Source organism: Streptomyces sp. NPDC059524 (assembly GCF_042749255.1).
GTDB lineage: Bacteria > Actinomycetota > Actinomycetes > Streptomycetales > Streptomycetaceae > Streptomyces > Streptomyces xanthii.
In genome coordinates, this window is sequence record NZ_JBHYTK010000085.1 from 10,167 (window position 1) to 30,332 (window position 20,166).

A 20,166-nucleotide genomic window follows, 5' to 3' on the forward strand; every position below is an offset into this window, starting at 1 on the left:
GCCGCCGGCCCCGGGGGCCCCCTCGGCCTGCTCGGCCTCGGCAAGATCGGCACCCGCGTCGCCCGCGTCGGCGCCGCGTTCGGCATGGATGTCGCCTCGTGGAGCCGGAACCTCACGCCGGAGCGCGCCGCCGAGGCCAGCGTCACGTACACCGCCTCCAAGGAGGAACTCCTGGAGACCAGCGACTTCGTCTCCGTGCACCTCGTCCTCGGCGAGAGCACCCGCGGCCTGATCGGAGCCGAGGAGCTGCGCCGGATGCGGCCCGGCGCCTTCCTGGTCAACACCTCGCGCGCCGCGATCGTCGACCAGGAGGCGCTGCTGCGGGCCCTGCGCGAGGGCTGGATCGCCGGGGCCGGCGCCGACGTCTTCACCACCGAGCCGGTGCCCGCCGACGATCCGCTGCGCACGGCGCCGAACTTCCTCGGCCTGCCCCACCTCGGCTACGTCACCCGGCGCAACTACGAGGGCTACTTCCAGGGTGCGGTCGAGGACATCGAGGCGTACCTGGCGGGCAGCCCCGTGCGCACCCTGGGCTGAGCGCCGTCGCCATGGAACAAGATCGGCACATCCGAAAAGAAGTACAGGAACTTCGAAAACCTCATGATCCGTACGTAGGTTACCGAACGGTTTCCATTCACCTTGTTGCCGATCAACAGTAGAACTCGTTCCGATTCCGTCGAGAGATAGGAACTCGGAATGACTGCCGCAACCCCCACTGAAGTGGCTCGTAACGGACTGTCCCGGCGCGGCTTCCTCGCAGGAACAGGTTCTCTTCTCGGTGCCGTGGCGCTGGCCGGACCGGCCGCCGCGGCCGCCCGCGCCGCCGCCCCGGCGCTCGCCCCGCTCGCCGACGGGGCGAGTGTGCCCGCCCTCGTCATCGGCTCCGGCTACGGCGGTTCGGTCGCCGCGCTGCGCCTCGCCGAGGCCGGGGTCGACGTCACGATGGTCGAGATGGGCATGGCCTGGGACACGCCCGGCTCGGACGGCAAGATCTTCGCCAACACCACCAAGCCCGACTACAGATCCTTCTGGCTGCGCACCAGAACCAAGCAGCCCATCAGCAACTTCCTCGGCTACCCGCTCGACAAGGACGTGCCCTGTCACACCGGCATCCTCGACGCCGAGGAGTTCGGCGGCATCATCGTCTACCAGGGCCGCGGCGTCGGCGGCGGCTCGCTCGTCAACGGCGGCATGGCCGTCACGCCCAAGCGGGAGAACTTCGGGGCGATTCTGCCCACGGTCGACGCGGCCGAGATGTACGCCACCTACTACCCGCGCGCGAACGCCGGCCTCGGGACCGCCACCATCGACCCCGACTGGTTCGAGACCACCGACGCCTACCAGTACGCGCGCGTGGGCCGCAAACACGCGCAGCGCTCGGGCTTCCCCTTCGTGTTCGTCCCCGACGTGTACGACTGGGACTACATGGAGAAGGAGGCGGCCGGATCGGTCCCGAAGTCCGCGCTCGCGGGCGAGATCCTCTACGGCAACAACTACGGCAAGAAGTCCCTGCAGAAGACCTACCTCGCGCGGGCCGCGGCCACCGGGCGGGTCACCGTCACCCCGCTCCACAAGGTCACCTCCGTCAGCCCCGCCTCCGGCGGCGGCTACACCGTGCGGATCGACCAGCTCGACACCGAGGGCAAGGTCGCCGCCACCAAGGAGATCAGCGCCGCACGCGTCTTCTTCGCCGCCGGCAGCGTCGGCACCAGCAAGCTGCTCACCCGGCTCAAGGCCACCGGCGCGCTCCCCGCGCTCAACGCCGAGATCGGCAAGGGCTGGGGCGACAACGGCAACGTCATGTGCGGCCGCGCCAACCACATGTGGGACCCGACCGGCGCCCTGCAGTCCTCCATCCCGACCGGAGGCATCGACAACTGGGCCGGGGGAGGGGCCTTCGCCGAGGTCGCCCCGCTGCCCACCGGCATCGAGACCTACGCGTCCTTCTACCTGTCGATCACCAAGAACCCCAACCGGGCCCAGTTCACGTACAACCCGACGACCGGCGGGGTCGACCTGAACTGGCAGACCGCCTGGAAGCAGCCCTCCATCACCATGGCGAAGTCCATCTTCGACCGCATCAACTCGACGGAGGGCACGATCTACCGCACCGACCTGTTCGGCGCGTACAAGATCTGGGGCGACCACCTCACGTACCACCCGCTGGGCGGCGCCGTGCTCGGCAAGGCGACCGACAACTACGGCCGCCTGCACGGCTATTCAGGGCTCTACGTCATCGACGGAGCCCTGATTCCGGGCAACACCAGCGTCAACCCGTTCGTCACCATCACCGCGCTCGCCGAGCGCAACATCGAGAAGATCGTCGCCACCGATCTGTGAGCGGCGTCCGCCGGCGGTGAGTGCCTGCCCAAGTCCTGAGGGCGTGAGGGGTGTTCAGGACTTGGGCAGGACGCACACCGCGTCGAGGCCGAGCACGTGGTTGAGCCGGCCGAACGCCAGCCAGGAGCCGACCGCCATGCTCAGCTCCACGATCTCCGCCTGGCTGTAGTGCGCGGTCATCCGCGCCCAGAACGCGTCGTCGAGCCCGTGGTGGTCCAGCGCGTACCGCTCCGCGTACTCGGCGGCGAGCCGCGTCCGGTCGTCGAACGCGTCGGTGCTCCGCCACTGCTCCACCGCGTCCGCGAACGACTCCTCGACCTTCACGCCGTCCCGTTCCGTGCGCCAGTCCAGGCAGAACAGGCACCCGTTGATCTGCGCGATCCGCAGCCGCGCCGCCTCGAACTCGCGCAGCCCGAGCCTGGAGTGGTCGTAGACCGCCATCGAGAACTGGGCCGCCGCCGGCCCGATGCCGGGCACCATCTCGCCCCACACGTACGGGATCGGCTCCTCGCCCTCGGGGATGTCGATCATCATGGCTGCTTCCTTCCGATCCGGCCGGCCGCGGGGAGCAGGGGCACGTCGAGTGCGTCGTACAGTCCGGGCGGCGCGGTGGTGAGCCAGTCGACCGCGCTCACCAGGCGCCCCACGGCGGTCGCGTTGCCGCCCGCCGATTGGTTGCCGTCCTCGTCGGTCGCCTGCACCGTCACCTCGATGTGCGGGCGGCCCTCGACGATCACCCGGTGCGCCCCGGCGCCGCCGCCCGGGGGCAGCGGCCAGTCGGGGGCGCAGGACGGATGGATCCGCGTGATGTGCTCGACCACCAGCTGGACCTCACCGCCGACGACACCCTGCACCTCGAAGCGGACCGCGCCCTGGGTGCCCCGCGCGAAGTCGCCCATCGTCGCCGTCGTCACGTCCGACTCCAGCGGGCGGCGCTCCAACGTCTCGCGGATCTCGTCCAGTTCGAGCCCGAGCGCCCGCGCGAGCAGCCGGATCTGACCGCCCCACACCATCGTCGGGACCGACTCGGCGAGCATCAGCGGCGCGTAGTCCATGGGATGCCCCATGCCGACCAGATCGCGGACCGAGTCCTCCTGGTCGTATGTGGAGTAGTCGAAGATCTCCTGGCAGCGCACGACGTCGATGCGGGAGCCCAGGCCGCTGACCAGGAGCGGCAGGATGTCGTTCGCCCAGCCGGGGTCCACGCCGGAGACGAACAGCGAGCCGCCGCCCGCCGCGATCGCCGCGCGGACCGGGTCCGTGAACTCGGGGGGCGCGCTGCGCGGATCGTAGAGCGGGTAGAGCGCCGGGGTGACGACGACCGCGCCCGTGCGCAGCGCGCGGCAGATGTCGTCCAGGGCCTCGTCGGGGCGCAGTTCGCCGGACGCGGCGTACACGACGGCGTCGGGCCGTGTGCCGAGCAGCGCGTCGATGTCGGTCGTCGCCGTGACGCCGAGCGTGTGGGCGAGCCCCGCGAGTTCGCCCGCGTCGCGGCCGTCCTTCGCGGGATCGTGCACGAGCACGCCCGACAGTTCGAGCCCGGGATGGGCGTCGACGGCCCGGATGGCCGCCCGCCCCACGTTCCCGGTGCCCCACACCACCGTGGAAGTCATGCGCCGGAGCGTAACCTGATGGACCGTCAGTTCATAGGGGTGCGGCGGCCGTAGAAGGTCTACGCGGGATGACGGCCGTCCAGGGCGCGGGCGGCCGCGAGGGTCTCTTCGGCGTAACCGCGGCCGTACAGCACGGTGTGCACCAGGAGCGGGAAGAGCTGGTGCAGGGGAACGCGCTCGCGCCGACCCGCGGCGAGCGGCGTCACCTCTTCGTACGCGCCGAGGATCCGGTCGAGGTGCGGGGCGCCGAACAGCGCCAGCATGGCGAGATCCGTCTCGCGGTGCCCGCCGTGCGCGGCGGGATCGATCAGCCAGGCGGAGCCCTCCGCGTCCCACAGGACGTTGCCGCTCCACAGGTCCCCGTGCAGTCGCGCGGGCGGCTCGGCGGGTCCGGCCAGCTCCGGCATCCGCGCGCAGACCCGTTCGACGACGGCCCCCTCCGCGGTGCTCAGGGTCCGCGCGTCCACGGCCCGACGCAGATACGGCAGCACGCGCTGCTCGGCGTACCAGCGCGGCCACGCGTCACCCGGCACGTTGCGCATCGGCGCGCGCCCGATGAACGCCTCGACGGGGCCGCCCGGCGGCGGCGCGCCGAACGCCGGAGCCCCCTCACGGTGCAGCGCCGCGAGCGCCCGGCCGAACCGCTCGGCGCCGTCCGCGCTCGCCCTGCCCGGTCCCACCCGGTCGAGCACCAGCCACCCGTGCTCGCCCCCGTGCACCGCCGGCACCGGCACCGCGCCCGCCTCCGCGAGCCAGCGCAGACCGGCCACCTCGGCGCGCAGGGCGCCGGGATCCCCGACCCGCTTCACGACCACCGCGCGGCCGCCGTCGAGCGTGGCCCCGTACATCTCGCCGGACATCCGCCGCACCTGGGACACGGCGCGCCCGGTGGCCCGTGCGGCACCCTGCGCGGCGTCGGACTCGCTCGACATGCGGATCAGCGTACGAGCGCCGAGGCCCTGTTGACGGAGCCACGCCCGCTTGGTCTGCTGCTGCCCGGGACCGGTGACGGGTGAGGCGAGGGGGCGGACTGTGACGAAGGTTCCGGACAGGGGGAGTCCGCGCTCCGGCGCCGAGGTGCTCGTCGTGCAGAACACCCCGGGCGGCGGGCCCGGGCGGATCGGCGACTGGCTGCGCGGGGCCGGGCTCGACGTGGAGGTGGCCCGTCCGTTCGCCGGGGACCTGCTGCCCGGCGCGCTCGGCGGCCGGGCGCTGATCGTGCTCGGCGGCGGATTCATGCCCGACGACGACGCGCGGGCCCCCTGGCTGCCGGACACCCGGCGTCTGACCCGGCAGGCCCTCGACGCCGGGACGCCCTTCCTCGGCATCTGCCTCGGCGGACAGCTGCTCGCACAGGTCGCCGGAGGCACGGTGCGGGCGGCCTACGGGCGCCCCGAACACGGGAGCACGGAGATCCGGCTCCGGCCCGCAGCGGGCGGGGACCCCTTGCTGCACGGACTCGGCGACACCGTCCCCGCGATCGAGCGGCACGTCGACACGATCACCGAACTGCCCGACGGAGCCGTCTGGTTGGCGTCCAGCGAAGCGTGCCCGTACCAGGCGTTCCGGCTCGGCCGGTGTGCCTGGGGCACCCAGTTCCACCCCGAGGCGGAGGCCGCCCGGATCGCCGCCTGGGACCCGGCCGGCCTCACCGCCCACGGCCTGGACCCCGCCGACGTGCTCGCCCGCGCCGAGGCCGCGGAGCCGCGGGCGGTCGAGGTCTGGTCCGAGTTCACGCGCCGGTTCGCGCGGGTGTGCCGGGGCTGAGGCGGGCGTGGGGTGCGGGCGCCTGGGCTGGGCGGTCGCCGACGGCAGGCATCAGGCTGGGTGCGCGCAGGAGGGCAGTCCATGGGGGATGCCACCGCCGGTGGGAGCGTTCGCCGCCGCGGGTGCCTTCCGGTCCGAGCTCACACGCCGGTGCGCGGCGCTGTGCCGGAGCCGACCGCCTCTCGGGGCTCGGCGGCCGGGGCCGTGGCCCGGCGGCGGCCCGCCGTGGAGACCAGGCTCGTCAGGACGCCCGCGAGCAGGCCCCAGAACGCCGAGCCGATGCCCAGCAGAGTGACGCCGGAGGCCGTGGCCAGGAAGGTCACGGCCGCAGCCTCGCGCGAGCGCGGGTCGGACAGGGCCGTCGACAGGGAGGACTCGATCGTGGCCAGCAGGCCCACCCCGGCCACCGACAGGACCAGGACGTGCGGCATCGCGCTCAGCAGGGAGGCGACCGTCGCTCCCAGCAGGCCCACGCAGAGATAGCAGACGCCCGCCCAGACCGCCGCCAGATAGCGCCGGTCCCGGTCCGGGTGCGCCTCCTCGCCCGTGCAGATCGCGGCCGTGATCGCCGCGAGGTTGAGACCGAACGCGCCGAACGGGGCCAGCACCGCCTGTGCCGCGCCCGTCCACGTCAGCAGCGGCGACACCGGCACGTCGTACCCGGAGGCCCGCAGCACCGCGACCCCCGGCAGGTTCTGCGAGGCCATCGTCACGACGAACAGCGGCACGCCGACGCTGATCAGCACCTTCCAGTCGAACTCCGGGGCCGTGAACACCGGTTGCGCGATCGAGAGCCGGAGCCGGTCGAGATGCCAGCCGCCGGCCAGGACCGAGGCCACGACCCCGCCCGCCAGGGCGAGCAGGACCGCGTACCGGGGCAGGAGGCGGCGCGCCAGGAGATACAGCGCGAACACCGTGAACGCGACGGCGAAACCACCCTCCATCTGCGCGAACAGGCCCGTCCCGAACTGGAGGAGCACGCCCGCGAGCAGTGCGGAGGCGAGCGGCACCGGGATCCGGTCCATGGCCCGGGCGAACCATCCGGTCAGCCCGCTCAGCAGGATCAGCACGGCACAGAAGAGGAACGCGCCGATCGCCTGCGCCATCGGCACCCCGGCCAGGCTCGTCGCCAGCAGCGCCGCGCCCGGCGTCGACCAGGCCGTGACCACGGGGGCGCGGAAGCGGAGCGACAGGCCGACGCAGGTGACGGCGAGGCCGACACCGAGCGCCAGCATCCACGAGGAGATCTCCCGCGCGTCCGCGCCCGCGGCCCGGGCCGCCGTGAAGACGAGGGCCGCCGAACTGGTCACGCCGACGGTGACCGCGATCAGTCCGGCCGCCACCGCCGAGGGCGGGGCGAGCGCGCGGAGACGGGCGAGCGAGGGCATGGGGGCATCACTTCCGGAACGTGCGGGGCCAGAGGTGCGGCACGGCGCCGCGGGGCAGAGTGTGTTCCATAAACAGAACGTTCTGTTTATGGAACACTAGGGACGCGGACCGTGAACCGTCAACACACTTCCCCGGAGGGCGGGCGGATGGGGCTGAACGACGAGGTGGGGCGCCGGCTCAGGGGGCTGCGCCGGGCCGACGGCCTCACGCTGTCCGAACTGGCCCGCCGCTCCGGCGTCGGCAAGGGCACCCTCTCGGAGCTGGAGAGCGGCCTGCGCAATCCGACCCTGGAGACCCTCTACGCGCTGACCACGGCACTGGGCCGCCCGCTCAGCGCCGTCCTCGACGACCCGCCGCCCGGCGTCACGGCCGCGGCCGGGGGAGTGTCGGGCAGCGCCGTCACCGCGGTCCTGCTCGAACGGTACGAGGACGCCGACGCCGCCACCGACGTCTTCCGGGTCACCATCGCCGACGGAGCCGTACAGGAATCGGCCGCCCACGTCCCGCACACCACCGAGAGCCTGATGGTGCTCTCCGGCACCGCCGTCGTGGGCCTGCCCGACGCCCCGCAGACCGCGGGCCCCGGTGGTCACGCCACCTGGAGTGCCGACGTCCCGCACCTGTACGGCGCGCCGCACGGCGAGGTCCAGGGCGTCCTCTTCGTCCGCTACCCGAAGAGCCCGCCGGCCGGCCCGGAGGCCTGAGCGTCCGGCGGCCCGGTCAGGCGCCGGCCCGCGGCGTCTCGTCCGGGGCCATGTCGCGCAGCTTCGAGATGTCGACCGACTGGTCCGCCGAGGGTGTCTCGTCCGGCACCGGCTTGCCGTAGTCGGTCAGCGTCATCGTGACGGACTCGTCCGTGCCCTTCACCGTCGCCCGTACGAGCTGGTGCGGCTCGTCCGAGGCCACGTACAGGGTGAAGTCCTTGCCGTGCTCGCGTCCGGTCAGCGGCACGACATCGGTGCCGCGCACCGTCGTCTCGTCGCCCTTGGTGAGGTGGTCCGGCCCGGAGCCGCCCGAGCCGTTCTCCAGCTCGCCGCGGAAGGAGTCCAGGTCGCACACGTCGGACAGGCCGTCGAGCATCGGGTCGTCGGTCGTCCCGTGCACGTACCGGCCGTCGAACAGCTGCGCCGCCAGCTCGCCCGCGCCGCCCGGCACCTGCGCCTTCCAGAACGTCGCGTCCGGCTTCATCCAGACCTCGTCGCCCCGCTTGACCAGGTCGAGGCTGCCGCCGTCGGCGCCGCCCGTGCCCATCGTCAGCGAACCCGTGCAGTTCCCGTCCTCGTCGAGACGGAGATCGAACGACGAGGGCGTGCGCAGCTCCCGCTCGTCCGTGCGCTCGGTGAGCTTCACGTGCAGCGACTTCGCGTCCGTGAGTTCCTTCTTCGCCGCGTCGGCCAGCTCCTGCGCCGACATGTCCGAGGCGTCGTCGGCGAGGGCGGGGCCCGCGGCGGCGAACACGCTCGCGCAGACGAAGGCGGCGGCCACCGGAACCCTGGCCGCCGTGCGCCAGGCGCGCGGCCTGTTCGAGGACTGTCCGGCCATGACCTCACCTCGCCGTCCCAGGCGCAACGTGCGCCCCAAACACCCCATAAAGTCTACGTTCGCCGCCCCGCGGATGCCGCGCCGAGCGTCCGCGGGACGCTCAGTCGGCCTTCCCGCACACCCGCAGCCCCACCGGCGTCCCGCACGGCAGGTGCCCGTGCGTCGCGACGACCCCCTTGCCCGTCCCGTTGTCGACCGCGTACGCGAGGAAGCTCGACGCCAGCGAGTCCGCGGGCGGCCGGCCGTACGTGTACGCGTACTCGATCTCCCGGTACGGGTAGCCGCCGGTGTCCAGCCGGTCCGGGTTCGGGGCCCGCCCGTCGAGCGTCAGCCGGTGCAGCCCGTGCGGGGCGTCCGGCGGCGAGGCGGCCCGCAGCTCCGCGTAGCCGAGCGCGCCCGGCGTCCGGGCCACCGTGTCGAGCACCTGCTCCGTCGAGTCGAGCTCGCAGCGCAGGACGGGTGCGTCCCGCACCGTGCGGTTCACGCAGTCGTCGGAGGAGGCCGGCGGCTCGTCCCGGCCCCCGAGCACCCGCTCGGTCAGCGCGGACCGGGTGCCGGAGCCCGAGGTGCGGCTCACGAGGACGACGGGCAGATCCGGGCCGCCCAACTCGCTCCAGTTGCCGATCTCCCCGCGGTACAGGCGCCGCACGTCCGCCACCGACAGGTTCGTCAGTTTCACGTCGTCGTGCGTGACCAGCGTGAACAGCGACACCGCGATCCGGCTCTCGCTCAGCTGGGTGTAACTCGCCGGACGCGGCCCGTCCGAGAACGCGACCGCCGCCGCGCCGTCCTGCGTCCTGCCGCCCGACAGCGCCAACTCCCGCACTCCGGTGCGGCTTCCGTGCGCCGCGACCGTGATCCGCGGCTCGTCTCCGCAGTGGGCCTCGTACTTCCGCGCCAGCTCCGTCAGCACGGGCGCGAACGCGGTCGACCCCGTGAGCCGCAGCGTGCCCGTCTCGCAGTCGTCCGGCAGCGGCGCGGGCAGCGTCAGCGGCAGGACGGCCGCGGCCATCAGCGCGAGGCCCAGGACGACCGTGGTCCAGCGGGCCTGCCGGCTGAACGCGGGCGGCTTCTCGTCCGGCGTCAGACTGTGGTTCTCGTGCAGCGAGCCGTCCTTCAGGTCGCCGGTCACCACGACCCGGTCGCCCTCCGCACCCCCGTTGAGCAGCACCAGGATCTTGTAGTGGGCGCCCGGCTTGAGCGGCACCCGAGGGATCCGCAGCGTGCTCGGACCCGCCACGTGCAGGCCCGGCTGGTGCTCGAAGTACCCCATCAGATTGGTGTGTTCGCCGGGCAGCGTGACGTCCTGGGCGCGGATCGTGCGCCCCGGGAACTCGGCGGTGAGCCCGTACAGCGGCGAGGAGTCGAGATAGTCGGACTCCTCGATGTGCCGCGAACCGTCGTTCTCGATGCGCAGCAGCACGAGCGTCGCGTCCCGCATCTCGGGCAGGTCGTTGAAGAGCCCGAGCAGGGGCGGGTCCGCCTGCCCGGCCACAGGGGCGGGCCCGTTGTGCCCTATCGCGATGTCCATCTGCTTGCGGAAGCCGATGCGTCTGCTGCGTCGCGCCCTGCGGTCCGCGGCGAACGGCGTGATGATCGAGACGACGCCGAGCAGCAGGCCCGCGGCCGTGAAAGTGATCTCGAGCCAGCCCATGGGGTGACGGTACGGATCGAGGGGGCCGCTCCGGCCGGACGGCGGGGAGCTTCGCCCACTGTTCGTCGGGCGTTCAACTACGGGGAACGGGCGGGGAGTTCGTACTCCTCGGCGCCGCGGGAACCCCGCGCCGGACCCACCCGAGCAGCAGCACCGAGCACAGGGCCGCGCACGCGCACCACGTCGAGACGAACTCCCAGCGCCACAGCGCCGCGCACACCGCCGCACCGGCCCCCACGAGAGCGCCGAGCAGCACCAGCGCCCGCTCACCGGACAGCAGCAGGGCGCCGATCGTCGCCACCAGATAGCCGCCGATCAGCCAGGCCGCGTGCGGCAGGCCGATCGCGTACGCCATGGTGTGGCCGCGGATCTCGGCGGTCACCGTGTGCGTGGTCAGCACCCCGGCGAGGACCACCGAGGTCACCGCCCCGACGGCCACCGGCAGCCACAGCCGGCGCCGGGCCGCGCCGGACACCGCCCACCACACCGCGAGCGGCACCCACAGCGGCAGCAGCGGCAGCGCGATCACCGCCCAGGCCAGCGTCGCCGCACCGGTGCCGCCGCCCGCGTGCCAGACCGCGGCCTCGATCAGCTGATGCGCGCCGAGCAGCAGCGGCAGCGCGGCGAGCGGCACGGCCCGGGGCCGCACCCGCGCCGCACGGGCCACACACACGACCCCGACCGCGGTGATCGCACCGCCCGCCACCAGATCGGCCGTCGCACTCCAGCACATGCGGCCACGCTACGGTCCCCGGGCGCGCCCGGCACCGTCAGCCGGCGCCGCCCGGACGCCCGGCCGACAGGCCGCGCACCGTGGGCCCCACGGCGAACGTGCCGCTGTAAGCCCGTCCGGAACCGTCCCGGCTCACCAGCTCGATCGCGTAGCCGTCGCCGTCCGGCACGGACGGCAGCACGGTCGCGGTCTCGCCCGCCGGGGCGGCGGACAGCTTCGAGGCCAGCCGCACCACCCGCTCCGTCTCGCCCCGCACCAGCCACATGTCGAGCTCCTGCCCCGTGGCGTTGCGCCAGGCGACGAACAGCGTGCCGCCCGCCGGATGCACGGAGGCGGCGGCCGGGGCCGTCACGGACAGCGCCTGGTCCGGCCCCGGTGGTGGGGCCAGAGCCAGCAGGGGAGCGGCGACGAGGGACAGGAATCCGGTGCGGCGCATGCGACGACCTCGTTCCGAGCAGATAGGGGATTCGGGACGGACGGGGCGGGCGAGGGCCCGCACACAAAGAGCCCTGCCACCCGGACAAGATCGTGAAAGGGCCCCGGCCGAAGCCCACTCCATGGGGTAGCCCGCGTTCCCCGAAGCGGCGGGCTCGGCAGGACAGAGCCGCCGTACAGGCGCATCCTCGCGCCCGCGCCCGCGCGTCCGGGCCCCGGGACGAGGTGCCGGTGCGCCCGCGCGGGGGCACGCTGGATACGTGAGGGGGAGCCGGGAACGGCGAGACGAGGTGACCCGGATGACGGAGCGCAGCGACGACGCGGCCATGGGCGACGAGGTCTACCAGCCGGGGGACCCGGAGGCCCGTGAGGACCAGGGCATCCTGGACGCGGAGGACACCCTCTACGACCGGGGCGTCGACCCGTACGACGCGGGCTGGTCGCCGCCCGAGCGCCCCCTCGGCGTGGAGCACACGGGCGTCACCGCGGCCGAGCGGCAGGCGGGGGAGACCCTCGACGAGCGCCTCTCGGAGGAGCAGCCCGACACGGTCCTGGAGCTGCTCGAGGCGCTGGAGAGCGACGAGGGGGACGGGGACGACGACGATGGTCTGCGCGACGAGGACGCCGAGCCGTACGACGACGAGTCGGGGCGGTGGCGGTCCGGCCGGCGGGTCGTGTCGGTCGGTGACGGGGCCGACGCCGAGGAGGAGGTCGACGAGGTCGCCCATCAGGCGGCCGAGCACGACATGGCCGAGGAGGTCGAGCCCGAGTCACTGCCCTGACGCGGTCGCCGTGAGCATCAGGGCCACGGCCGTGAAAGCGGTGACCAGGGCCAGCGCGGGGGCGCCCAGCTTCACCTCGTCCGTGGCCAGGCGTTTCGCCGTGACGCCTATGCAGAGGACGCTCACCGCGCCGAGCACCATCGAGATGTAGATCAGCACGCTTGAGTCCTTTCCGCAGGGGAACCGGCTTCGGCCTCATGATCGCTTGAGGCGGAGGGTGGCGCATGCGGAGCGTTCTCGTGTGCCGGGTTCCGTCGCGTGGGCGGGTGCGGCTCGGTGGGGGCTGGTCGCGCCCCGCGGCGGAGCCTCTGATGTCACAGCCCCGCGCCCCCAGAGGCGAACGGCTGCGCCGTTCAGCCTCTATCGGGGAAATGCGACCCGAAGGGTCTGCATTTCAGGGGCGCGAGGAACTGCGCGACCAGCCCCCACCGGCCCGGAGACGCGGACCGCGTTGTCGGCGCCCTGTGGCAGGGTGACCCGGGACGACATCGACACCGCACCACCCGGGGGACCCGCACGTGTCAGATCTGGCCGCGATCAAGACCTGGTGGAAACACCTGGGCGACGACGGTTTCCTTGTGCTGCCCCCGCCCGGCAGGGGCCGCTACACGCAGTCCGACGGCCACGAGGACGCCGCCGAACTCCGCGCGCACAAGGGCCTCTGCGCCCCCGTCTCGTTCGCCTACTGGCACTGGCAGTCCCACGAGCGCGCCTTCGACCGCTCCGGCGCCCTGACCGGCGAGCTGCTGCTGCACTGGGGAGGCGACCACACCGTCGTCACCGCGGGGCTGGGCGAGGGCCCGCCCGGATACAGGCTGGTGAACGGCGGCCCGCAGGGCGCCTTCGTCCTGGACCGGATCACGCACCGTGACGCCGCGGGCCTGCCCGACCCCGCGGACCCGGACGGCGTACGCCAGTTCCTCGCGGAGCTCGACGAACCGCTGGACCGCAGCCGGCACCCCTACACGTACCGACCGCTCTCCCCGGCCCAGGCCGACTGGCTGCACGCCCGGCTCGCCGATCCCCTGGACCTCGCGGCCGCCGCCCCTTTCGCGGTCTCGCTGGAGCGGCGCGACGCGTTGACCCCCGACGAGACGGAGCGGCTGCTGCACGCCTGGCAGGCCGCGTACCCGGGCCGGCTCGCGGACTGGGAGGCGTGGGACGACCTGCTGCACGCGCTGCTGCGGCAGGACCACGCGCAGGCCTGGGCCATCGTCGAGGCCCTCGGCGCCCGCGCTTCGGACACCCTCACCGAGGTCCCGTCCGAGCGAGGGCTCGCCGCGGTACGTGAGTTCGCCCTCTCCGGTGAGCGGAGCGCGGTTCGCGACTGGCTCACCCTGTACCGGGCGTTCGAGGAACCGGACGCGGTCCGCGCCGCTGTCCGGATCGCGGCGGAACTGGCCGCGCACGACGCCCCCGAGGCGTCCCTGCGTTCTCTGCGCAGTGCGCTGACCGGCGCGCTCACCGCCGACTGGCGTGAGGAGACCGGGGCCGGGTATCGCGTTCAGCAGCTCTACGCCGGACTCATGGACGTCCGCTGCGCCACCGACCCGCGCCTGCCCCGCGACCTGCGCGTCCTCGCCGCCGACGCGGTCCACGACCGCGTGGACCTCGTGCGGGAGGCGGTCCTGCGGCCGGAGGGCTCCGTGTTCACCGGCGTCGACACCGCCGAGGTGCTGGCCGACCTGGACCGTTTCGCGGAGGCCGTCGAAGGGCTTCTCGCCGGCGCCGGGCCCGATCTCACCGCGTACCGGGGCGCGCTCTGCGACGTCTGGCACCGGTACCGGACGCTCACCGACGCCGACGAAGCGTGGCTCCACGCGCGCGTCGCCGACCCGGGCACCGAGCTGCAGGGCCTCGGCTTCTGCCTCGAACTGCTCCTCGCCCACGGCCGTGCCACGCGCGCGGACGCCGACGCGCTGCTGCCCCGCCTCAAGGAGCTCACCAAGAAGTACGAGACCACGTACGCCGAATGGCGCCACCCGCTGGTCACCCTGACCTGTCTCGCGCTCGACCTGGACCACCCGGCCGCCGCGAAGCTGGTCGCGTGGTGGAACGGGAAGCGGCCGGTCTGGAAGGACCAGCAGCGGCTGCTCACCCATCTCGGCGCCCCCGACGAGGCGAAGGCCGCCGAGCTGTGGGACTTCGTCACCTCGTCCGCGCACGACGTCGGCCAGCTGATGACCTGGGTGCTGGTGCGAGCCCGCCTCGACGGAGAGCACCCCCTGCTCGTCGCCGACCGGCTCATCGGCACGCCCGGACTGCGCGACTACGTGCTGCACCGGGTGCTGCTCGGGGTCGCCGACCCCGCGCAGCCGATGTGGCACTACAGCGTCGACCCGCGCAGCCGGGGCTGGTGGCAGCGCGCCGTGGAGGTCGCCGAACACCCCGGCGTCTCCGCACGGGCCCGGGAGATCGCCCTGGAGTTCGCCCGGCAGCATGATGTGATCAGCCACCCCGACCAGGTGCGCCCCGCGCCGACCGAGGCCGAACGGGCGGCGGCCCGGGACTGGCTGGACCGCCACGACGCGGGCGGGGCCTGAGCCCTCGGTCGGGCGGGGCCTGAGCCTCAGCCGGGCGGGGCCGACGACGGGTCCGCCCGGCGGGCGATCTCCTCCAGACGGGCGTGGTACGCGGCCCGCTCGTCGAGGTCGGTGGTCCCCAGCGCGTCGTTGTCCCGGCGCCAGCCCACCGCCCCGTCGAGCCCCTCGCGCAGGATGTCGGCGTGACCGGCGTGGTGCTGGGCGTCGGCGAGCACGCGGACCAGCACGTGGTGGAAGGTGACCTCGGCGCGCTCCTTCGGCCACCAGGGGACGCTGCCGACGGTGTCGAGCGCCAGTTCCTCGATGGCGGCGTCGGCGTGGACCCAGGCGCGCCGGTAGCGGTCCACGATCTGCTCGCGCGTCTCGTCGGCGGCCGCGAACATGTCCTGCTCGGGATCGTCGAGCGTCTCGCCGTGCTCGCGCCCGAACGTGGCGCAGAGATAGCCGAGTTCCACATAGGTCAGATGCTTGACCAGGCCCAGCAGGTTCGTGCCGGTGGGGGTCAGCGGGCGCCGTACGTCGTAGTCGGAGAGGCCCTCCAGCTTCCACAGGAGGGAGTCCCGGGCCTCCTGCAGATAGCGGCGCAGGTCGGCTTTCTGTTCGGTTTCGCTCATGGGGGCAGTCTGCTGGCCGCCGTGCGGAACGATCAAGCTCTTTCGGCCGGGCGGCACCGGACCCGGGCCCTTACGGACGGACCAGTACCGCACGCGCCGCCCGCACCGATGCGTTTCGATGGGAGGCATGGGAAACGAGCAGCAGGACCGGCCCGGCGACCCCCTGACCGCCCTCCTCGACCAGGTGCGGCTGCGGCTGCGCGACCTCGACGACGGCGAGCCCGCCTCGTACATCCCGGAGCTGGGCCGCGTCGACCCCGACCTGTTCGGGCTGAGCCTGTGCGCGCTCGACGGGCAGGTGTACGCCAGCGGTGACACCACGACGCCGTTCACCGTGCAGTCGGTGTCGAAGCCGTTCGTGTTCGCCCTCGCGCTCGCCGACCACGGTCTGGAGAACGTGCTGGCCCGCGTCGGCGCCGAGCCCAGCGGCGAGGCGTTCAACTCCATCCGCCTGGAGCCCGTCACCGGGCGGCCGCCGAACCCGATGGTCAACGCCGGGGCCATCGTGACCAGTTCGCTCGTCGCGGGGGACGGTCCCGACGAGCGTTCGGCCCGCATCCTGGAAGGCCTGAGCGCCTTCGCGGGCCGCCCGCTCAAGGTCGACGAGGCTGTCTTCGCCTCCGAGCGAGCGACCGGTGACCGCAACCGCGCCCTCGCCTACCTCATGCACAACGCGGGCTCCCTCACCGGCGACGTGGAGGAACAGCTCGCCGTCTACTTCCGGCAGTGCTCCGTCCTCGTGACCTGCGAGGACCTCGCCGTCATGCACGCCACGCTCGCCGGCGGCGGCGTCAACCCCGTCACCGGCGACCGTGTCGTCGCCCCGCGCCACGCCCAGCACGTCCTCGCCGTGATGGCGACGTGCGGCATGTACGACGCCTCGGGCCAGTGGATGCTCCAGGTGGGGATGCCCGCCAAGAGCGGGGTCTCCGGCGCGATCGGCGTGGCGCTGCCCGGCCAGTTCGGCATCGGCGTGTTCAGCCCGCCCCTGGAGGAGAAGGGGAACAGCGTGCGCGGCATCGCCGCCTGCCACCTCATCTCCGACCAGTTCGGGCTGCACCTGATGCGGGCCACCGTGCCGCAGCGCCGTCCGCTGCCGCCGCGCTCCCTGCACCCCGCGCCGCTGCGCTCGCTGCGGCACCGCCCGCGCTCCCAGCGCGAGGCGCTCGACGCCCGCCCCGACCGCATCCGGGTGCACGTCCTCCAGGGCGACCTGGACTTCGCCACCGCCGAGCAGACCCTGCGGGCCGCACGCGAACTGCCCGGCGCCGTCTCCTGGTTCGTCCTCGACCTGACCCGCGTCGGCCGCGTCGAGACCGTCGCCGCCGACCTGCTGCGCGCCCTCGGCGAGGACCTGCGCACCCGGGGCACCCGCATGGTGCTCGCGGACCCCGACGAGCGGCAGGCCATGGCCCGCCCCGCCGACGAGTTCCCCGACCTCGGCCGCGCCCTGGAGTCCTGCGAGGACGGGCTGCTCGCCGAACTCGGGCTCGACCCCGACGCGCCCGTGCCGCTCGCCGACTGCGACCTGTTCGGCCGCGCCGACGCCCGGGTCCGCGCCGCCCTCGCCGACGCCTTCGACACCCTGCGCCTGCCCGAGGGCGAGACCGTCGAGCCGCCGGGCGCCCGGCTCAGCGGCCGCATCGTGCTCTGGTACGTCGAGTCGGGCCGGCTCGCCGTGTGCGCCGACTCCGTCTCCACGGTCCGCACCTGGTCCGCCGGGCCCGGGGCCGCGCTCACCCCCGCCGACTTCCCGGCCCGCATGTCCCGCCAGGTCCTCGCCGAACGCGACACGGTGTGCCGCACGCTCACCGCCGAGGGCCTCATGCGGCTGCGCGCCAGCGTGCCGGAGGCGGTCGCGGTTCTGGAGCGGGCCCCGTTGGAGGGCGCGGAGACCGTCGACCGGGCGGACACCGCCTGAGGCCCGCCCGGGCCCCCGCTTTGATGAACCGCGGGACCGGACTCGTAGATCCCAACTCCCTTGCCGCCGAGGCCACTTCGCTGGTGATCATCGGCGCGGGACCGGCCGGCCCGACCGTCGGGAACCTGCTGGGCGCCGCCGGCGTCGACTGTGTGGTCCTGGAGTGCGAGAGCCGGGGACTTTTGAGCGGCCATCCGGAATACGGAACGCGCTCCGGTATACCAAAGGCTCGGATTCGTAACGATCGGCGTGGACGACCGCGCACGCAATGCCCGTATTTTGTCGAGAAATTCGAAGGTGGGAGCCCTTTCGTGGTGAGAGTGTCCAGAGAGTGAGACAGTCGCTGGTATACCGTGTCGCCCCAGCGCGACCCGGCCGGGCGCGCACCCCATCCGTGTAAGGAGGTGTGGTCCCGTGCGTCGCCTACCCGCCGTGCTCGCGGCGGCCGCATTGCTGACGTTCGCCACAGGCTGCGGCTCACTCGCCCCGCCCGGAGAACAGAGCGCCGCCGCTCCCCGTCTCGTCGACGACCGGCCGGTCCGCGACGGCGGAACCGCTGTCGTCGGGCTCAAGTCGGACCCCGACATGCTCGACCCCAGCCTGACGGGCACGCTCGTCGCGCGCACCGTGTTCACGTCGATGTGCGAGCAGCTCTACGACGTGGACCGGCACAACCGGTTCGTGCCCCAGCTGGCGTCCTCGATGCCGAAGATCACCGACGGCGGCCGCACCTTCACCTTCGACGTGCGCGAGGACGCCCGCTTCAGCGACGGCGCCAAGCTCGACGCGAAGGCCGTGAAGACCTCCCTCGACCGGCACCTCCACCTCAAGGGCTCCGGACGCGCCTCCGAGATCGACTCCGTCGACAAGGTCGAGGCCATCGGCCCGTACACCGTGCGCCTCACGCTCAAGCACGCGGACACCCCGCTGCTCGGCCGGCTCGCCAACACCGCGGGCCTGATCATGTCGCCGAAGGCCCTCGCGAAGTACGGCAAGAACTTCGCGACGCACCCCTCGTGCGTCGGCCCGTTCAAGTACGAGAAGCGCGTCATCGGCGACCGCATCGAGCTCAAGAAGGACCCGCTCTACTACGACGCGGACCGGGTCCACCTCGACGGCGTGGTCTACAAGACCATCACCGACGGCAACATCCGCCTGGCCAACCTGCGCTCCGGCGACGTCCAGACCGGCGACCAGATGGGCCCCGTCGAGGTGCGCAGCGCCCTCGGCGACAAGGACCTCCAGGTCCTCAACACGCCCTCGCTCGGCTACATGGCCATCACCGTCAACGTCGGCAACGACAACGGCATCGACGGCAAGCCCGGCAAGGTCGACACCCCCTTCGCGAAGGACGTCCGTGTCCGCGAGGCCTTCGACCTCTCGCTCGACCGCGAACTGATCAACAAGGTCGTCTTCCAGGGCATGTACGCGCCCGCCTGCGGCCCCGTACCGCCGGGCACTCCGCTCTCCACGCCCACGACCTGCCAGAAGCGGGACGTCGCGAAGGCGAAGAAGCTCCTCAAGGAGGCCGGCGTCAAGACGCCCGTGCCGCTCGAGCTGATGATCAACACGACGCCCGAGGACGCCCGGTTCGGCCAGGTCGTCCAGGCCATGGCCAAGGAGGCCGGCTTCGACGTGAAGCTCCAGCCGACCGAGTTCGCCACCGGCCTGCAGCGCACCTACGCCGGTGACTTCCAGGCCCGCACCGGCGGCTGGGGCGGTCAGCCCGACCCGGCCGGCAACATCGACAGCCTCGTCGGCACCAAGGGCAGCAACAACCAGGGCCAGCTCTCCGACCCGGAGATCGACCGCCTCATCGCCGCCGGACGCTCCACCTCCGACCCGGCGAAGCGCAAGGAGATCTACCGCGAGCTGACCGAGGCGATCAACCGGCAGCACTCGGTGATCTACACCTACCGCAACATCAACTACGCGGTCGCCGCACAGGACATCAGCGGCATCTCCCTGTCCGGCGACGGCCTCATCCGCATGAAGGAAGCCGGATACGTGAAGGGCGGTGACAAGTGATGGGTACCGTCCGCGGATACCTGAGCTCCTACCCGGCGCGCCGCATCGGGCAGTCGCTGCTGACCCTCGTCCTCGTCTCGATCACGGTCTTCGCCGGTGTGCGCGCCATGCCCGGCGACACCGCCCAGGCCATGGCCGGCGAACAGTCCTCGCCCGAGGTCCTCGCCGCCATCCGCGAGGAGTACGGCCTCAACGACAACATCGTCGTGCAGTACTGGAACTACGTACGGCACGCGGTCACGGGCGACTTCGGCACCTCCGCGCGCAGCGGACTGCCCGTCCTGGACTCGATCCTCGACGCGCTGCCCATCACCCTCGAACTCGCCGCGCTCGCCCTCCTCCTGGCGGTCGTGCTCGGCATCGGCGCCGGCATCGTCGCCGCCGTGCGGCGCGGCAAGCCCGAGGAGTGGCTGGCCAACGCCGTCGCCCTCCTCGGCATGTCCGTCCCCACCTTCTGGCTCGGCATGCTCCTCGTGCTCGCCTTCGCCATCGCCATGCCGGTCTTCGCCGCCTCCGGCTTCGTGCCGTTCGGCCAGGACCCGGTGGAGAACATCCGGCGCCTCGTGCTGCCCGCGATCGTCCTCGGCTCCGGCCTCGCCGCCGTCGTGATGCGCCAGACCCGCGCCGCGATGCTCGACGCCCTGTCCTCCGACTACGTGCGCACCGCCCGCGCCAAGGGCCTCTCCGCGCGCACCGTCATCGGCCGCCACGCCCTGCGCAACTCGCTCGTCACCGTCATCACGGTGCTCGGCCTGCAACTCGGCATGCTCATCTCCGGCGCCGTCGTCACCGAGCAGGTCTTCGT

Annotated in this window: 19 protein-coding genes; 9 read left to right on the top strand and 10 right to left on the bottom strand. The window is 72.9% G+C overall.

The genetic code is table 11. The features are described 5' to 3' along the window. Together ACFW9D_RS22970 and ACFW9D_RS22975 are read left to right on the top strand one after the other, a co-directional pair. Positions 1–537, top strand: a 537-nt coding sequence (locus ACFW9D_RS22970) for an NAD(P)-dependent oxidoreductase (protein ID WP_384624286.1), incomplete at its 5' end; no start/stop codon positions are given. Between the two features lie 159 nt (positions 538–696). Continuing rightward, positions 697–2,340, top strand: coding sequence for a GMC oxidoreductase (locus ACFW9D_RS22975; RefSeq protein ID WP_384624288.1), 1,644 nt, complete (start codon positions 697–699; stop codon positions 2,338–2,340). A 54-nt stretch (positions 2,341–2,394) separates the two neighbouring features. Here the strand turns inward: ACFW9D_RS22975 and ACFW9D_RS22980 are convergent, their stop codons facing one another. The 3 genes from ACFW9D_RS22980 to ACFW9D_RS22990 are packed head-to-tail and all read right to left on the bottom strand — an operon-like array spanning position 2,395 to position 4,885. Beyond that, a complete protein-coding gene (locus ACFW9D_RS22980) occupies positions 2,395–2,874 on the bottom strand; it encodes a carboxymuconolactone decarboxylase family protein (RefSeq protein ID WP_384624290.1) in 480 nt (159 codons plus the stop codon). After that, on the bottom strand, positions 2,871–3,953 hold the full coding sequence (locus tag ACFW9D_RS22985) for a dihydrodipicolinate reductase (RefSeq protein ID WP_384624292.1): 1,083 nt from the start codon (positions 3,951–3,953) through the stop codon (positions 2,871–2,873). The genes ACFW9D_RS22980 and ACFW9D_RS22985 overlap by 4 nt, the downstream gene beginning before the upstream one ends. A 59-nt stretch (positions 3,954–4,012) precedes the next feature. Then, positions 4,013–4,885: a fructosamine kinase family protein gene (locus tag ACFW9D_RS22990; RefSeq protein ID WP_384624293.1), complete on the bottom strand. Its 873-nt coding sequence runs from the start codon at positions 4,883–4,885 to the stop codon at positions 4,013–4,015. A 100-nt stretch (positions 4,886–4,985) separates the two neighbouring features. Here ACFW9D_RS22990 and ACFW9D_RS22995 point away from each other — a divergent pair, with 100 nt between their 5' ends. Continuing rightward, positions 4,986–5,720 carry a type 1 glutamine amidotransferase gene (locus ACFW9D_RS22995; RefSeq protein WP_384624295.1) on the top strand — a complete coding sequence of 245 codons (735 nt, stop codon included), beginning with the start codon at positions 4,986–4,988 and terminating at the stop codon, positions 5,718–5,720. 140 nt (positions 5,721–5,860) lie between these two features. Here ACFW9D_RS22995 and ACFW9D_RS23000 read toward each other — a convergent pair whose 3' ends face one another. Then, on the bottom strand, positions 5,861–7,108 hold the full coding sequence (locus ACFW9D_RS23000) for a benzoate/H(+) symporter BenE family transporter (RefSeq protein WP_384624296.1): 1,248 nt from the start codon (positions 7,106–7,108) through the stop codon (positions 5,861–5,863). 147 nt (positions 7,109–7,255) lie between these two features. Here ACFW9D_RS23000 and ACFW9D_RS23005 point away from each other — a divergent pair, with 147 nt between their 5' ends. Then, complete coding sequence (locus ACFW9D_RS23005) at positions 7,256–7,813, top strand: helix-turn-helix domain-containing protein (protein WP_384624298.1); 558 nt, start codon at positions 7,256–7,258, stop codon at positions 7,811–7,813. Positions 7,814–7,829: 16 nt separating this feature from the next. Here the strand turns inward: ACFW9D_RS23005 and ACFW9D_RS23010 are convergent, their stop codons facing one another. From ACFW9D_RS23010 to ACFW9D_RS23025, 4 genes are all read right to left on the bottom strand, one after another. Further along, a complete protein-coding gene (locus ACFW9D_RS23010; protein WP_384624300.1) occupies positions 7,830–8,651 on the bottom strand; it encodes a hypothetical protein in 822 nt (273 codons plus the stop codon). Between the two features lie 100 nt (positions 8,652–8,751). Next, a complete protein-coding gene (locus tag ACFW9D_RS23015) occupies positions 8,752–10,305 on the bottom strand; it encodes a substrate-binding domain-containing protein (protein WP_384624301.1) in 1,554 nt (517 codons plus the stop codon). 73 nt (positions 10,306–10,378) lie between these two features. Continuing rightward, positions 10,379–11,038: a DUF6629 family protein gene (locus ACFW9D_RS23020; protein ID WP_384624302.1), complete on the bottom strand. Its 660-nt coding sequence runs from the start codon at positions 11,036–11,038 to the stop codon at positions 10,379–10,381. Positions 11,039–11,075: 37 nt separating this feature from the next. After that, positions 11,076–11,474, bottom strand: coding sequence for a Ser-Thr-rich GPI-anchored membrane family protein (locus tag ACFW9D_RS23025; protein WP_384624304.1), 399 nt, complete (start codon positions 11,472–11,474; stop codon positions 11,076–11,078). A 298-nt stretch (positions 11,475–11,772) separates the two neighbouring features. Here ACFW9D_RS23025 and ACFW9D_RS23030 point away from each other — a divergent pair, with 298 nt between their 5' ends. Then, positions 11,773–12,255 (top strand): hypothetical protein, encoded by a 483-nt coding sequence (locus ACFW9D_RS23030; RefSeq protein WP_384624306.1) that lies wholly within the window; start codon positions 11,773–11,775, stop codon positions 12,253–12,255. Here ACFW9D_RS23030 and ACFW9D_RS23035 read toward each other — a convergent pair. Continuing rightward, on the bottom strand, positions 12,244–12,414 hold the full coding sequence (locus tag ACFW9D_RS23035) for a hypothetical protein (RefSeq protein WP_188340582.1): 171 nt from the start codon (positions 12,412–12,414) through the stop codon (positions 12,244–12,246). The genes ACFW9D_RS23030 and ACFW9D_RS23035 overlap by 12 nt on opposite strands. Before the next feature lie 359 nt (positions 12,415–12,773). On the opposite strand from ACFW9D_RS23035, the gene ACFW9D_RS23040 reads away from it, so the two are divergent. Next, positions 12,774–14,798 (top strand): hypothetical protein, encoded by a 2,025-nt coding sequence (locus ACFW9D_RS23040; RefSeq protein ID WP_384624308.1) that lies wholly within the window; start codon positions 12,774–12,776, stop codon positions 14,796–14,798. Between the two features lie 26 nt (positions 14,799–14,824). Here ACFW9D_RS23040 and ACFW9D_RS23045 read toward each other — a convergent pair whose 3' ends face one another. Continuing rightward, positions 14,825–15,412 carry a DinB family protein gene (locus ACFW9D_RS23045; protein WP_188340584.1) on the bottom strand — a complete coding sequence of 196 codons (588 nt, stop codon included), beginning with the start codon at positions 15,410–15,412 and terminating at the stop codon, positions 14,825–14,827. A gap of 127 nt (positions 15,413–15,539) precedes the next feature. On the opposite strand from ACFW9D_RS23045, the gene glsA reads away from it, so the two are divergent. From glsA to ACFW9D_RS23060, 3 genes are all read left to right on the top strand, one after another. Then, a complete protein-coding gene (glsA, locus tag ACFW9D_RS23050; protein WP_188340585.1) occupies positions 15,540–17,333 on the top strand; it encodes a glutaminase A in 1,794 nt (597 codons plus the stop codon). A 414-nt stretch (positions 17,334–17,747) separates the two neighbouring features. Continuing rightward, positions 17,748–19,361: an ABC transporter substrate-binding protein gene (locus tag ACFW9D_RS23055; protein ID WP_384624310.1), complete on the top strand. Its 1,614-nt coding sequence runs from the start codon at positions 17,748–17,750 to the stop codon at positions 19,359–19,361. Continuing rightward, positions 19,361–20,166: ABC transporter permease (locus tag ACFW9D_RS23060; RefSeq protein ID WP_384624312.1), on the top strand; the 806-nt coding region annotated here is incomplete at its 3' end. The genes ACFW9D_RS23055 and ACFW9D_RS23060, both read left to right, overlap by 1 nt.

Coding starts and splice junctions, on each gene's coding strand:
- ACFW9D_RS23000 (WP_384624296.1), bottom strand. CDS start 7,108: ATGCCCTCGCTCGCCCGTCTCCGCGCGCTCGCCCCGCCCTCGGCGGTG.
- ACFW9D_RS23025 (WP_384624304.1), bottom strand. CDS start 11,474: ATGCGCCGCACCGGATTCCTGTCCCTCGTCGCCGCTCCCCTGCTGGCT.
- ACFW9D_RS22975 (WP_384624288.1), top strand. CDS start 697: ATGACTGCCGCAACCCCCACTGAAGTGGCTCGTAACGGACTGTCCCGG.
- glsA (WP_188340585.1), top strand. CDS start 15,540: ATGGGAAACGAGCAGCAGGACCGGCCCGGCGACCCCCTGACCGCCCTC.
- ACFW9D_RS23045 (WP_188340584.1), bottom strand. CDS start 15,412: ATGAGCGAAACCGAACAGAAAGCCGACCTGCGCCGCTATCTGCAGGAG.
- ACFW9D_RS22990 (WP_384624293.1), bottom strand. CDS start 4,885: ATGTCGAGCGAGTCCGACGCCGCGCAGGGTGCCGCACGGGCCACCGGG.
- ACFW9D_RS23015 (WP_384624301.1), bottom strand. CDS start 10,305: ATGGGCTGGCTCGAGATCACTTTCACGGCCGCGGGCCTGCTGCTCGGC.
- ACFW9D_RS23030 (WP_384624306.1), top strand. CDS start 11,773: ATGACGGAGCGCAGCGACGACGCGGCCATGGGCGACGAGGTCTACCAG.
- ACFW9D_RS23020 (WP_384624302.1), bottom strand. CDS start 11,038: ATGTGCTGGAGTGCGACGGCCGATCTGGTGGCGGGCGGTGCGATCACC.
- ACFW9D_RS23005 (WP_384624298.1), top strand. CDS start 7,256: ATGGGGCTGAACGACGAGGTGGGGCGCCGGCTCAGGGGGCTGCGCCGG.
- ACFW9D_RS22985 (WP_384624292.1), bottom strand. CDS start 3,953: ATGACTTCCACGGTGGTGTGGGGCACCGGGAACGTGGGGCGGGCGGCC.
- ACFW9D_RS22980 (WP_384624290.1), bottom strand. CDS start 2,874: ATGATGATCGACATCCCCGAGGGCGAGGAGCCGATCCCGTACGTGTGG.
- ACFW9D_RS23010 (WP_384624300.1), bottom strand. CDS start 8,651: ATGGCCGGACAGTCCTCGAACAGGCCGCGCGCCTGGCGCACGGCGGCC.